This is a genomic window from Nocardia grenadensis NBRC 108939, assembly GCF_001613445.1.
GTDB lineage: Bacteria > Actinomycetota > Actinomycetes > Mycobacteriales > Mycobacteriaceae > Nocardia > Nocardia grenadensis.
Window position 1 is genome coordinate 79,089 of record NZ_BDCJ01000020.1, and the last position, 13,828, is coordinate 92,916.

The 13,828-nt window shown below is 66.5% G+C and carries 13 protein-coding genes; 7 read left to right on the plus strand and 6 right to left on the minus strand.

What is annotated here, in order from left to right; translation table 11 throughout:
• Nucleotides 1-30: 30 nt before the first annotated feature.
• The 6 genes from NGR01S_RS21435 to NGR01S_RS21460 form a co-directional block, all read right to left on the minus strand.
• Nucleotides 31-348, minus strand: a complete 318-nt coding sequence (locus tag NGR01S_RS21435; RefSeq protein ID WP_084481550.1) for an antitoxin VbhA family protein — start codon at nt 346-348, stop codon at nt 31-33.
• Nucleotides 349-450: 102 nt separating this feature from the next.
• On the minus strand, nt 451-2,133 hold the full coding sequence (locus NGR01S_RS21440) for a class I adenylate-forming enzyme family protein (protein WP_063039600.1): 1,683 nt from the start codon (nt 2,131-2,133) through the stop codon (nt 451-453).
• Nucleotides 2,130-3,425, minus strand: a complete 1,296-nt coding sequence (locus NGR01S_RS21445) for an MFS transporter (protein ID WP_063039902.1) — start codon at nt 3,423-3,425, stop codon at nt 2,130-2,132. Before NGR01S_RS21445 ends, NGR01S_RS21440 begins: the two co-directional genes overlap by 4 nt.
• Nucleotides 3,426-3,475: 50 nt before the next feature.
• Nucleotides 3,476-4,009, minus strand: a complete 534-nt coding sequence (locus tag NGR01S_RS21450) for a 3-isopropylmalate dehydratase small subunit (protein ID WP_063039602.1) — start codon at nt 4,007-4,009, stop codon at nt 3,476-3,478.
• The gene (locus NGR01S_RS21455; RefSeq protein ID WP_063039604.1) at nt 4,006-5,250 is read right to left on the minus strand and encodes a 3-isopropylmalate dehydratase large subunit; all 1,245 of its coding nucleotides are present in this window, start codon (nt 5,248-5,250) and stop codon (nt 4,006-4,008) included. The genes NGR01S_RS21450 and NGR01S_RS21455 overlap by 4 nt, the downstream gene beginning before the upstream one ends.
• Nucleotides 5,251-5,267: 17 nt before the next feature.
• Entirely contained in the window at nt 5,268-6,134 is an 867-nt protein-coding gene (locus NGR01S_RS21460; RefSeq protein WP_063039606.1) for an isocitrate lyase/PEP mutase family protein, read from the minus strand.
• A gap of 148 nt (nt 6,135-6,282) precedes the next feature.
• Between NGR01S_RS21460 and NGR01S_RS21465 the strand changes: the two genes are divergently transcribed.
• The 7 genes from NGR01S_RS21465 to NGR01S_RS21495 all read left to right on the plus strand — a co-directional run bounded on the left by NGR01S_RS21465 (nt 6,283) and on the right by NGR01S_RS21495 (nt 13,436).
• Nucleotides 6,283-7,083: an IclR family transcriptional regulator gene (locus NGR01S_RS21465; RefSeq protein ID WP_245664703.1), complete on the plus strand. Its 801-nt coding sequence runs from the start codon at nt 6,283-6,285 to the stop codon at nt 7,081-7,083.
• A gap of 190 nt (nt 7,084-7,273) precedes the next feature.
• Nucleotides 7,274-8,203, plus strand: coding sequence for a 5-dehydro-4-deoxyglucarate dehydratase (kdgD, locus tag NGR01S_RS21470; RefSeq protein ID WP_063039904.1), 930 nt, complete (start codon nt 7,274-7,276; stop codon nt 8,201-8,203).
• A 256-nt stretch (nt 8,204-8,459) separates the two neighbouring features.
• Nucleotides 8,460-9,308 carry an ABC transporter permease gene (locus tag NGR01S_RS21475; RefSeq protein ID WP_063039610.1) on the plus strand — a complete coding sequence of 283 codons (849 nt, stop codon included), beginning with the start codon at nt 8,460-8,462 and terminating at the stop codon, nt 9,306-9,308.
• Between the two features lie 20 nt (nt 9,309-9,328).
• Nucleotides 9,329-10,354: an ABC transporter substrate-binding protein gene (locus tag NGR01S_RS21480; protein ID WP_063039612.1), complete on the plus strand. Its 1,026-nt coding sequence runs from the start codon at nt 9,329-9,331 to the stop codon at nt 10,352-10,354.
• A 19-nt stretch (nt 10,355-10,373) separates the two neighbouring features.
• Nucleotides 10,374-11,153 (plus strand): ABC transporter ATP-binding protein, encoded by a 780-nt coding sequence (locus NGR01S_RS21485; RefSeq protein ID WP_063039614.1) that lies wholly within the window; start codon nt 10,374-10,376, stop codon nt 11,151-11,153.
• A gap of 48 nt (nt 11,154-11,201) precedes the next feature.
• Nucleotides 11,202-12,851: an aminopeptidase P family N-terminal domain-containing protein gene (locus NGR01S_RS21490; RefSeq protein ID WP_063039616.1), complete on the plus strand. Its 1,650-nt coding sequence runs from the start codon at nt 11,202-11,204 to the stop codon at nt 12,849-12,851.
• Nucleotides 12,852-12,959: 108 nt separating this feature from the next.
• Entirely contained in the window at nt 12,960-13,436 is a 477-nt protein-coding gene (locus tag NGR01S_RS21495) for a RidA family protein (RefSeq protein WP_063039618.1), read from the plus strand.
• Nucleotides 13,437-13,828 lie beyond the last annotated feature (392 nt).

The window sequence follows — 13,828 nt, forward strand, 5'->3', positions numbered from 1 at the left end:
CTGATTCGGTATCGATATAGGGGTCTGTTGTCACGTCTCGCCGTGCAGTTCGCGAACCATTTGACGCATCTGCTCGGTGCTGATCTCGCCCCGCGACCATCGGGCCGTGATGTCGTCGGCTTCAGGACTGGGGGCCAGACCTTCGGCGCGGACCGACGCTCTGGCCTCCGCGGTCGCGCGAGTACGCTCGGCGGTCAACTCCTCGAAGACTTCGACAGGGATCATCACGGCTTCGGTCTTGCGGCGTGAACCCACCCCGACCGGTGTCCGGTCGCCGTGGCGGAATCGGTCGAGCATTCGTGGTAGCCGCTCGCGAGCTTCCCGTACTGACCATGTCTCGATCAACATGACTTAAGTGTACCCGAATGTGTACACATTAGACGCGGTCGAGCTGCTCATGCTGTTCAAGTACGCAGGTCATGATGTCGTCATCGACCGATCAACCGGAGTTCATCGTGTTGTTCGAACGTCATCCCGTTGCTCGCGCAGCGCTCGTCGGCGGATCTTGCCGGTTTGTGTTTTGGGTAGGTCGGCGAGTATTCCCACGGACCTGGGCCGTTTGTAGGGCGCGAGGCGTTCCCGGGCGAACGCGATCAGCGCGTCGGCGTCGGCGGTGTGGCCGTCTTTCAGGGAGACGTAGGCGGCTACCGACTCGCCTCGGTATTCGTCGGCAACGCCCACGACAGCAGCTTCGAGTACGGCCGGGTGTTCATAGAGAACGTCCTCGACCTCGCGCGGCCATACCTTGTACCCGGAGACGTTGATCTGGTCTTTGATGCGGTCGACCAGGTAGACCCACCCGTGTTCGTCCACGATCGCGCTATCCCCGGTTCGGAGGCGACCTTCGGGTAGAGCGGCCTCGGATTCTTCTGGCTTACGCCAGTATCCGCCGATGACCTGGCGCCCGGTGACGACAAGTTCGCCCTGACTGCCGGGCGGGAGGGGGTGGCCTTCAGGGGCGACCACCTGGACCTTCACCCCCGGCAGCGGCAGTCCGATGGACAGCGTCCCGCTGTCCGGATCGACCGGCGCACTCACCCCCGGCGGCACTGCCGTGACCGCCGACGACGTCTCGGTCATCCCATACGCGTTGTGGATGTAATGCCCGAACCTCTCCCGAAACCGCTCGACCGTACTCGGCGGAACCGGCGCACCCCCGCTGTACAGCGTCTTGATCGACGTGAAGTGTTCCGCGGAAGCGTATTCCGAGTTCATCATCGCGTTGAAGGCGGTGATGGAGCCGATGGTGTAGGTGACCCCGTGCTCGCGGATCGCGTCGACGGCGACCTCGGTGTGGAACCGGCCCGTGAAGACCAGGGCCGTGCGTTCGGTGAGAGCGAGGGAGCCGATGACCACGGCGCCCGTGATGTGGAAGAGCGGGGCGAGGGCGTAGACGACGTCGCCGGTGTTGATGCCGGCCAGTTCGGCGAAGCTGGTAGTTACCGCGAGGACGTTGGTGTGCGAGTTCATCGCGCCCTTGGGCGGGCCGGTGGTGCCGGAGGTGTAGGCGAGGAAGGCCAGGTCTTCGCCGTGGACCTGGGTTTTCGGGGGGTGTTTGCCGAGGTAGCGGTGTGCCAAGCCGAGTAGGTCGGGTTCGGCGGGGGCCGCGGGGGCAGGTTCGCCGTTGAAGATGCGGCGGTCGTTGCGGCACTGGAGTTCTGATTCGGCGGTGCCGAGGACCCAGCGGACCGTGCTGTCGGCGACGTCTTCCCGGACCTGCGGGACATTGCTGTCGGTGGTGATGATTCCGACCGGTTCGGCGTCGTTGATCAATACCCGGAGTTCGCGGCCGCGGTACATAGGGTTGAGCAGTAGGGCGGTGGCGCCGAGTTTCCAGAGGGCCAGCAGGACGAGGGCGTATTGCGGGATGTTCTGGAGGTGGATGCCGACCCGGTCGCCGTGGCCTACGCCGCGTTCGGCGAGTGCGGCCGCGAGTGCGGTTGCGAGGTCGTCCGTCTGCCGCACGGTGAGGGTGGTGTCGAAGTAGACGACGGCGGGAGCGTCGGGTTCGTGGGTGACCCGGTCGTTCCAGGCCGCTACGAGCGTGTCGAAGTGGGGGCGTGGGGAAACCCCGCCCGCCGCACCCTCATCAAGTGCGGCGGACGGAGTCGACCCGGTGTTACCGGTGGTCATGCCGGGAGTTCCTTGCGGCTGGTTTCGCGGATGGTGGCGACGGTGAGGAGGCCGATGGCACAGACGCCCATCACCCAGTAGGCGGGGGACATCGCATTGCCGGTCGATTCGACGAGCTGGGCGGCGACATAAGGGGCGGTGCCGCCGGCGGCGATGGTGCCGATATTGAAGCCCAGCGAGACTCCGGTGTAGCGAACTGTCCGCGGGAAGAGTTCCGTGAACAGCGGGAACGCCGGAACCTGCACAACCCCGTTGAGCACCATGTAGAGGAAGTAGACGATGCCGATTACGAGGATGCTCTCGGTCGCACCCATGATCATGAACGCCGGAAGCGCAATCACGACGTAGGCGAGATACCCGCCCACGAGTACCGGTTTACGGCCGAACCTGTCCGTGAGCATGCCGCTGAGCGGGAAGGTGGCGCAGGCCAGGGCGATGGCGATGGCCGAGGTCCAGTAGACGGCGTCCTTGGAGAAGCCGAGGTTCTTGATCAGGTAGACGCTGAAGTAGGTCAGGCCGATATAGCCGGAGCCGTTCATCGCGATGGCAACGCCGACGACGCGGAGGACGGACCACGGGTTCTTGGTGACGGTGTCCAGCAGCGGGCTCTTGGTGACCTGCTGCTTCTCGGCCATCTCCTCGAATTCGGGGGTGTCCTCGAGCTTCATCCGGACGCGCAGGCAGACATAGGCGAGGGGGAGGGCGAGCAGGAACGGGATACGCCAGCCCCACGACTCCATCTGCTCGTCCGTGGTCATCAGGGCGACCACTCCGACGACGGCGGCGGCCACGGCGAAGCCGAGGGTGGAGCCGACGGGGGTGAAGGAGCCGAAGAAGCCGCGTTTGCGGGGCGGGGCGGATTCGGCGATATAGGTCGCGGCGCCGCCGACTTCGCCGCCGGCGGAGAAGCCCTGGGCGAGGCGGACGAGGACCAGCAGGATGGGGGCGAGGACGCCGACGGTCGAATGGGTGGGGAGCAGGCCGAGGATGCCGCAGGCGATACCCATGCTGACCACGGTGATCACCAGGGAGTGGCGGCGGCCGCGGCGGTCGCCGAGGCGGCCGAAGAAGATGCCGCCGAGGGGGCGGGCGACGTAGGCGACGCCGAAAACGGCGAGGGTCGACAGGATCGACACGCCGGAATTGTCCGAGGGGAAGAACAGGGGGGCGATGGTGACGGCGAGGAAGCCGTAGACCGCGAAGTCGTAGTACTCGATGAGGGTGCCGACGCCGCCGGCGATGGCGGCGCGGCGGGCCACGGAGTTCGACTTCTTCGGTGCGGTCACCGGCAGCTGCCCGGCGGGCCGGCTGTCAGGGTTCTCGACGCGATGATCGACATTGGTCACTGCGGTTGTCCTTGGCGTGCGTGCTCGGCGAGCAGGAGTTCATACGAACCACCGGCCTCGATGACCTGAACGGTCCGCGGGTTCGGTGGGGTTCCGACCAGGTCGGTTCCCTCGGGCCGGCGCAGGGTGGCGGTGCGCCAGTCGAGGGCCACGGCGTCGTCGACCCGGACTGCGGTCGAGACGCCGGGGATCGTGATCAACGGCATGCCGTTGAAGGTCTCGCCGCGCCAGAAGCCGGGCGAGAAGGATTCCGCGACGATGGCCGCGATACCCGCGTTGCGGAGGGCGACCATCGGTGGATAGTGCGGATGACCGTAGCCGAAGTTACGGCCGCCGACGATGATATCGCCGGGGCGGACGCGGTCGGTGAAGGTGGGGTCGTAGGCCTGCATACACACCGAGCGCAGATGGTCGGGGTCGTAGGACTTGATATTGGCGACGCCGACGACGAGGTCGATATCGAAATCGTCGCCGAAGATCCAGGCGACCTTGCCTTCGATGATGTCCGGGGGTGGGGGATAGGCGCTCACTGGACCGACTCCTGGATGGTGCCGGCCAGGGCGCTGGCGGCGACGGTGTAGGGGGAGCCCATGTAGATGTTGGCGTCGGGGCTGCCCATGCGACCGGAGATGTTCAGGACGCCGGTGGAGATACAGTTCTCACCCGCTTGCAGGGGTTTCTGGTAGCCGAAGCAGAAATCGCAGCTCGATATATTGATATGCGCACCTGCGGCGCGAAGCACATCGAGGATGCCCTCCCGCTCGGCCTGCTCGTACACCTTCTGTGAGGTGGGGACGACATTGAGTTCGACGCCGGGGGCGACCTTGCGGCCGTCGAGGACGAGGGCGGCCGCGCGTAGATCTTCGATGCGGCCGCTGGCGCAGGAGCCGATGAACGCCTTGGTGATGGGTGTGCCGGCGAGTTCCTGGGCGGTTTTGGTGTTGACCGCGCGGGCCGAGCCGGGGAGTACCACCCGGGGAGTCAGGGTGGAGAGGTTGATGGTGTGGCGGGCCGCGTAGGTGGCGTCGGGGTCGGGGTAGACCGAGTCGAAGTCGCGACGGGCGACATTCTTCGCGTAGGCGAGGGACGTCTCGTCCGGTTCGAAAAGAGCGGAGACCGCGCCGGTGAACATGGCCATTCCGCACAGGCCCTGGCGGTGGTCGATGGTCATGGCGCGGGCGCCGGGGCCGCCGAATTCCATCACCTGATGGGCGCAGCCGTCGGCGCCGACCATATCGATGATGGTGTGCACGAGGTCGCGGCTGTCGACGCCGGGCGGGAATTCGCCGACGAGGTCGAAACGGGTGGTGGCGGGGATATCGACGAAGACGCGGCCGGTGACCCAGGCTTCGATGAGGTCGCGGCGGATGCCCCAGCCGAGGGCGCCGAACGCGCCGATACCGCTGATATGGCCGTCGAAATGGACCAGGAACTCGCCGGGGATCGCCAAGCCCAGCTCGGCGGTGAGTTGGTGGCCGATACCGCGGCCCTCGTGCAGCTCGATGCCGTAGAACTCGCACCAGTCGCGGGTGACCTGGTGGACTTCGGTTTCCTTGTCGTTGCCCTTGGTGAGCATGTGGTCGATGAAGACGATGTAGCGGCTGGGGTCCGCGAGTTCGGTGATGCCGAAGTCCTCGCGCATCTGCCGGAACATCACATCGGTGTAGCCGGGGAAGTCGTAGGCGATCATCCGGGCCGGGTGCACGGCGTGGTTCTCGCCGGCGCGGACCGTGTCCTGATCCGAGGCGCGGCCCAGGATCTTCTCCGTCATCGTGTAACCCACGGCGGTCACTGCTCCTTCGCGGGTAGGTACTTGTTCTGCATGGCCTCGACCTCGGGGAACCCGATCAGTTCCACGAACTCGTGGTGCTGGAGCGCATCGGCGCTGACCTGGGCGGGGGCCTCGCCCGCGGCCAGCCGCTTCAGGGTCTCCCGGGCCGCTCCGGCCACCGCCATCAGTACCTGGGTGGGCAGCAGGGCGAGCCGCACGCCGATCTGATCCAGGATCTCCGGGGTGAAATCGCGTTCGGTCCAGGTCGAGGCGGTGAGGGTGGCCATGAGCGGGACGCCGACCTCTTCGTGGCAGCGCTGCCACTGTTCGACGGTCTCGAAGGTCTTGGTGACCGGCATGATCATGTCGGCGCCGGCCTCGACGTAGGCCTGGGCGCGGCGGATGGCGTCGTCGCCGCGGGCATCGGTGCGGGCGATCAGCAGGACGTCGTCGGGGATGGAGTCGCGGACGGCGCGGATCTTGCCGGTGGCCTCGGCGACGGTGATCAGGTCGACGGGGTCGCCCACGCAGATGGGGCAGGACTTGGGGGAGACCTGGTCCTCCATGAACATCCCGCCCACGCCCGCGTCGGCGAACTTGGTGGCGGTGCGGGCGGCATTGACGGCATTGCCGTAGCCGGTGTCGATATCGGCGACCAGCGGCAGCTTGGAGGACTCCCGGATCGTGCGGACCGCCTGGAGGTTCTCGGTCTGGGTGTAGAGCTCGGCGTCGGGGAGGCCCAGCGCCGCCGAGACGGCGAAGCCCGAGGCGCACAGGGCGCTGAAACCGGCCTGTTCGGCGAGGCGGGCGGTGAGGCCGTCCCATACGCCGGGGGCATAGACGAGTCCGTTCGACGTGAGGTCTTTCAAGGTCGGGCTGCGCACCAGTCCACTCTCCGTTTCGCAATGCGGAATGCGTTTCGTATATCGATATGAGACGGTAAGGTGGTGCGGGTCACAAAGTCAACCCCGACCGGTGGATGTCTGTTCGTATGGTGACGAGACCGATCGCACGTCGAATGAAAGCGAGTGAGTGGCAGTGGTTGTGCCCGTGGAGTCCGAGGCGCCGGGGGGGCGCGATGTCGTGGGTGCTGTCCTCAAAGCGTGCACGCTGCTCGGTCATTTCAGTGCGGACCGGCCCGCCTGGACCCTGAACGACCTCACCACGGCGAGCGGGATGAACAAGACGACGGTGTTCCGCCTGATGGCCACGCTGATCCAGGCGGGGTGGGTGGATCGCACCGAGGAGGGCGCCTACCGGGTGGCGATGCCGGTCTTCGAGATCGGGGCGGCCGCGCTGTCGAAACTCGATATCCGCTCGGCGGCAAAACCTTTCATGACCGAACTGGCGACCGCGTTCGGCAACACGGCCTATCTCATGGTGCCCGCCGAACAGGGCGCGGTCTGCATCGATCTGCTCGAGGGGCGGAATTCGCTCGTCGTCGCCGGGATCACGGTCGGGTCGGTGATGCCCTACCATGCCGCGGCGGGGCCGACGGTTATGCTCGCGCACTCCGAAGCCTTACGCAGCAAATGGATTACGGGCGAGCTGCCCGCGATCACCGAGCGGACCATTACCGACGAGCGCCGGATGGTGGAACACCTCGACGAGATCAGGGAAGCCGGCTACTCGGTGAGCAACTCCGACTATCTGCCGGGGGTGGCCGCCGTGGCGGCGCCGATCCTGGGACGCGATGGTTCGGTGGTGGCATCCATCAGTGTCGGCGGGCGGGCCGAGGAATTCGAAGGCGACGACCTCGCCGCGAAGATCGAGCGGGTATGCGAGGCCGGCGCGCGGATCACGCGGATCGTGCAGGCGTTACCGCGGGGCTGAAAACATCCGGTGGGGGTTCCGGCGGTGGCGCCGGGGCGGTTCGGCGGGTGAAAGCTCTTGCCGCTGTTCGGCAGCAGATCAATCCAAGATAGGTATTGATAGATGCCGAAACAGTGTTGGACATGTATCACAGCGGTTTTTTACTGTGGTCTCGTTCACTAAGAAGAGCTGTTATCAGCAGGAGGAAACGTTGCCCCCCGCTTTCACACCGACCGAACTCGCCGAAAAGCTCGGCTCCGGGTTGTTGTCGTTTCCGGTCACCCATTTCACCGACGACCTGGCATTCGACGAACCCGCCTATCGGGAGAATATCGTTCGTCTCGGTAAATACGACGTCGCCGGTCTGTTCGCCGCCGGCGGGACGGGGGAATTCTTCTCGCTGACCCCGGCGGAGGTCGGCCGGGTGGTCCGGGCGGCCGCCGAGAGCGCGCCGACGGGCACCCCGATTCTCGCCCCCGCCGGGTACGGCACCGCGCAAGCGGTCGAAATGGCCCGCGATGCCGAGGCGGCCGGAGCCGACGGCCTGCTGCTGTTCCCGCCCTACCTCACCGAATCGTCCGCCGAGGGCCTCAAAGGCCATGTTCGTGCGGTCTGCGAAGCGACCTCGCTGGCCATCGTTGTCTACGGCCGGGCCAATGCGGTGTACACGCCGGAAATCCTCGCCGAACTGGCCGACGCCCACCCCAACCTGGTCGGCTACAAAGACGGTGTCGGTGACCTGGAGGCGATCACCCGCATCCATTCGCGGCTGGGCGACCGCCTGATGTACATAGGCGGCCTGCCGACTGCGGAAACGTTCGCGCTACCGTATCTCGAACTCGGGGTCACCACCTACAGTTCGGCGCTGTTCAACTTCCTGCCCGAATTCGCCCTCACCTTCTACCGGGCGGTGCGGGCGGAGGACAGGCCGACCGTGCGCCGGCTGCTCGACGAGGTGGTGCTGCCCTATACCGCGATCCGTGACCGGAAAGCCGGATACGCAGTCAGCGTGGTCAAGGCCGGGATGATCCTGGTGGGACATCCGGCGGGCCCGGTACGGCCACCGCTGACCGACCTGGAAGATGTCGAGAGGGACTTGCTGATGGACATCGTAGAGAAATCCCGCTCGATCACCCTTTGAGAACAGTGTGCCACCGGCCGATCACCGGCGGCCGGCTCGCCGCGCCGGATCCGGCCGTCTCGTCAGCCCCGGCCGCGGACCTTCCAATGTTGTGAGGAACCCATGATATTTCGACCAGTCCCTTCGTCGCCGTCGCCCGGCCGGGCGACGCCTGCCACCGCGGGAGACCGCGGGTGTCCGGGCCTGCCGGCGGGCGCCGGCATCCACCACGTCGCGGTCTCCGCGCTCAGCGGGTCCGTTGAAGGGAGCCGTTGTCATGGCCGTTCCTGAGGTCGACCCGGGCGCCGCGCGCTCGTACACCGAACCGGCAGCCCGGCGCGCTGCCGTTTCCTTCCCGAAGATGCCCGCGCGCGATTCGATCGCGACCGGGATGAAGGCGGTCGCGGGTATCGTCGGGCTCTTCGTGGTCTGGCAGCTGCTGGTGGTCGTTTTCGATCCGCCGGAATTCCTGCTCGTCGGCCCTGTCTCCGCTTTCCAGGAGTTGATCGAGCGGCCGGAGTACTTCGCGACCAACACCTTCGTCACTCTGCAGGAAGCGCTGGCCGGGTTCGCCCTCGGCACGGCCCTCGGTGTGCTGTGCGGGGCGACACTGCACTACTCGCCGACAATACGGAGTTTTCTCTACCCCGCACTCGTCGCGATCGACACCATTCCCAAGGTCGCGCTCGCGCCGCTGTTCATCGTGTGGTTCGGATTCGGTTTCGAATCGAAGGCATTCGTCGCGATGGCCATCGCATTCTTCCCGCTGGTCATCAATACCTATGACGGTTTGAGTTCGGTACCCAACGAGCTGCAGGAACTCGCCCGGATCAATCGGGCCTCGCAGTGGAAGAAGATGACGAAGATCGAATTGTTCTACGCGCTGCCGTCGATTTTCTCCGGCGCGAAGATCTCGATCTCCCTCGCGGTGGGTGGCGCGGTGGTCGGTGAATTCATCGCCGGCTCGAAAGGGCTGGGTTATGTCATCCTGCTCGCGAACAGTCAGGTCGATCTGCCGTCGATGTTCGCGGCGTTCATCGTGCTCGCCGCCATCGCGCTGGCACTGTTCTTCCTCGTCGATTTCGCGGGACGGAAGCTGGTCCCGTGGAAGAACCACGCGAAGTGACCAGGGGAGCGGAGACTCGAATGCGCAACTCGAGGCGAAAGATCGCCGCGCTCGTCGGGGCGGTCCTGCTCGCCGCGCTACCGGCCTGTGCGAGCGGCGGCGGAGCGAACTCGATGACCATCATGATGGACGTGGGATACCTGCCCAAGCACGCGCCGTTCTTCGCGGCGGCCGCACGCGGTTTCTTCGCGGCCGAGGGGCTCGACCTCACCATCATGCCCGGATCGGGTTCGACCAATACGGTCACCTCCGTGGAGACCGGGAAGGTCGACGTGGGCTTCGCGGATTTCGGTGCCACGATCATCAGCCAGGGCCGGGGCGCCGAGGTGAAACAGGTCAACCTCCTGCAGGCCAGGTCCGCCTACGCGGTGGTGGGCCTCGCCGGGACCGGTATCGAGGACTGGGACGATCTCCGGGGCAAAACTCTGGCCACCGAGGGAGCCGGCGCGATGACCGCGATGTGGCCGTTCGCGCTGAGCAAACTGGGGCTCACGGAGCGGGATGTGCACGTCGTGCACGCCTCGAGCGGGTCGAAGATCCCCGGCCTGCTGGCGGGCCAGTGGGACGCCAACCTCGCGCTGTACGTCTCCGACCAACCCGCCATCGACGCGCTGGGCCGGGAGGCCGTGGTGCTGAAGTGGGCCGATATCGGTATCGACCTCTACGGCAACGGAATCGTCATGTCCGACGAGAAACTGCGGAACAACCCCGACCAGGTGCGCCGATTCAACCGGGCGATGCAGAAAGGCTTCCTGTGGTCGTGCGAGCACCCGGAGGAGGCGGCCCAGGACTTCCGCAAGGAGGTGAGTGGTTTCGAAACCGAAACCGTCACCCTGGCGATACGTGAACAGTGCTCCCTGAACTGGTCGGCGGACGAATCGGTGGATCGATACGGCGTCATGGACGACGCGGGAGTGCAGAAAATGCTCGATATCTCCCGACAATTCCTCGGTCTCCGGGCGGACAGCGAGCTGACCCCGGACGACATCTACACCAATGAGTTCCTCGCGCCGGTGCGGCGCGGCGAAACCATCCAAGCCCCGTGAGAGCCGGACAGAGGGCCCTATGAACAACGAACACGCCATCTCGGTCAACAACGTCGGAATGACCTATCGGTCCCGCGACGGTCATGACAACACGGTCCTGGAAGGGGTGGACTTCCATGTGAATCCCGGACAGTTCGTGTCGATCGTCGGACAGTCGGGCAGTGGTAAGACCACGCTGCTCAAGACGATCTCGGGACTCCAGCAGCCCACCGCGGGCGAGATCCTGGTCAAGGGCAGGCCCATCAGCGACGGTATCGAGGATATCGCCATGGTGTTCCAGAGCCCGGTCCTGCTGCCGTGGCGCAACAATCTCGACAATGTGCTGTTGCCGCTGGAGTTCCGCGGCGCCCGCACCGATGAAGCGCGCCGCTACGCCCGGGAACTGCTGGAAATGGTCGGCCTCGGCGACCGGGCCACGCGCTACTCCTACGAGCTCAGCGGTGGTATGCAGCAGCGGGTCGCCATCTGCCGGGCGCTGGTGTCGCATCCGGAGTTGCTGCTGATGGACGAGCCCTTCGGTGCGCTCGACGCCATGACGCGCGATTCGATGAACTTCGAGATCCAGCGCATCTGGCAGGCCGCCGGATGCAGTGTCCTGTTCGTCACGCACAGCGTTTCCGAGGCGGTGTGGCTCGGCGACCGTGTGGTCGTCGTCGGTGGCCGCCCGGGCAAGATCGTCGCCGATATCACGATCGATCTGCCCCGGCCGCGCGGCAAGGAACACCGGTACTCCACGGAATTCTCCGAGTACGTGACGGAAATCGAATCCCATATCGGGGTCACCACCGGGATCAGCTGACCCCGCCCACCCGACTCCCATCCAGAATCTCGACACCGAGGGAAGAAAATGCTCAGTATCACCGCAGATCCGGCGCAGGTAGCACGCACCTACGGGCTCGATGCGCGCAAAAGTCTCCTCTTCTCCGCGATCCGTCTCGATTCGCACCCGTTCGTCGCGCCGCTGATCGCCCGTACCGGCGACGAGGAGTACCTGCTCGTGCGTCAGCAGGAACAGGGCAACGCACTGTCGGCCGGGGTTCCGAAAGAGCGGATGAAGTTCTACGCGCCCTGGGTGACGATCGACCCGCGGGTCGTCGCCGATACCCCCGCCGCGGAATCCCTGGTGAGTCTGGTTCGTGAGCTCGCGCAGGACGGACCGGTGCACCTCGCCGCGGATGTGGTGTACACGCACTACCGCGCGTTGTCCGGGGCGGTGGATCTCGTCGCCGCCGACCGGGACCCCGTGCCGGTGACCGCCTATGAGCTGGACCGGTCGGAGGTTCTCGCGCGGTTCGCGCAGTGGCGCCGGACCGGGGTCGATACCGCGCGGCGGTTGATCGAGGGTGTGCCGCATCTCGCGGGTCTGGAAGCGGAGTTCAGCAGCAGCGAGGACAGCAGGTTCGCGGCGCTGGAGGCGCTGGTGGCCGATCGTGGTCTCGACGCGCTGCTGCTCGCCGCGCCGCCGAACTTCACCGAGGTCACCGGGTTCGCGCAGCCGGACGGGGCGGTCGCGCTGTGGCTCGCCGGTTCCGGGAAACTGCTCGTGCTGGCCGGTGACGAGGCCACCGGAATTCCGGGTGTGGCCATCGGCCGGTACCCGTCGGTGGGCGCTGCCGTCCGGGAACTGGCCGGCGGTCCGCGCACCGGGGTCGAGGAGGAGTTTGTCGGCGTCGGCCTGGCCCGCGAGCTCGAGCAGGCCGGCGCCGAACTCGTCGGCATCTCGCACGACCTCGGGCACTGGCGCGATATCCGTGATCACGAGGATCTCGCATTCCAGGTGGTCGCGGCACGCGCGAGTGTGTTCGCCATCGAGGAAGCGCTGGCCTGGGCGGAGGCAGGCCTCGACACCGGTCGTTCGTTCACCGAACTCGATATCAATGCCGTCTACCTCGACAAGATCGTCGAATTCCGGACGGCGAACGAGATCCCGTTCGGCATCGAGCCCTACTTCACCAATCTGCATTCCTCCAATCGGATGCTCTTCCCCGGCCCGCCCGTCGATTTCCCGATCGACGCCGAGACGACATGCATCCAACTCGACGCCGGCGTGCGCATCGTGATCGACGGAGTCATCGTCGCGACCTCCGATATGGCCCGCTCACTGCCGCGCACCCCGGCGGCGAAAGAGGCCTACGCCTTCTTCTTCGATGTGGTGCGCGAGGGCATCATCGGTCAGCTCCGGCCTGGCGTGATCTGTGAGGACGTGCACGAGGGCACCCTGCGTTACCTGGCGCCGCACCTCGACCGGATGGTCGAGATCGGCATGCTGGGAACGGAGGTGGATTTCAACACCGAGTACCGCAAACGCAATGTCGGGCACCTCATGGGTAAGCAGGAATCCTTCGCGAACGAACTCCGTCCCGGGTACAAGCATGTCCTGGATATCGGTTCCTACGGCGCGGCGGAGATCCCGTGGCGTTACGACAACGCGGCGATCGGCACCGAAGACCTGTGGTACATCGGGCGCGACCGCACCTACATCGTCAGCAAGCGATGACCTCGGCCGACACCGCCGATCCCACCCGGATGCGCCGGGGCGGGTTCCCGTACGCCCCGGCCGGAACCCGCCCCGGGGCGCGCACCCGGCCGTCGAATGGAAAACGCCATGTCTGAGGTACAGCGGCGACTCGCCGAACTGGCCATCGAACTCCCCACGCTCGGCGCACCCCGCTACGCCTACGAGGCGACGGTGCGGTGGGGGGACCTGCTGTGGATCTCCGGTCAGATCTCCCGGACCGCGTCGGGCGAGATCCGCGGGGGCCGGGTGGGGGACACCGCCACCGTCGACGACGGTATCGCCGCGGCCGAGACGTCGGCGCTCAACCTTTTGGCGCGCATCGACGCCGCGGTGGGTCTCGACAATGTGGAGCGGGTGCTCAAACTCGATATCTGGGTCGCCAGTTCCCCCGATTTCGTGAATCAGCCGACGGTGGCCGACGGCGCCTCACAATTGCTGCGCACCGTCCTGGGCGACGCGGGCCGGCATGCGCGGACCGCGCTGCCGACCCAGGTGCTGCCGCAGGGCGCGCTGGTGGAACTCGATGCCACGGTGGCCGTCCGGGCCGGATCGGGCGATAGATAGGCGTGGCGGTGCCGGGCCTGCCCGGCGCTCCGGCACCGCCACGCACTGATAGCGGAGCCGTCCGCCGATGAGGGGCGCGTCGGAATTCCGATTCAGTGCGACGAGCTGCCGGCCGGGCCCGCGCGTGGCCGGCAGCTCTGTCCCGGGGCGGGGATCGCGGTCGCGGTGGTGTGGGCGGCCGGGCCGAGGAGTTCGAGGGCGACGCCTTGGTTGCGAAGCCCGAGCCCGGCGGCCGCGGGCCGGGCCGCCGCGCGGAAGCCGGGTGTCACACACCGGGCCGCGTCCGTCGCCGAGGTGTGAGGCCTGGGCACGCATCGCGCGGGCGCTACCGCGGGGGCGATGACTCCACTGCTCGACGAAGCCGCCTGCGGTGCACGTTGCCGGCGCGGTTC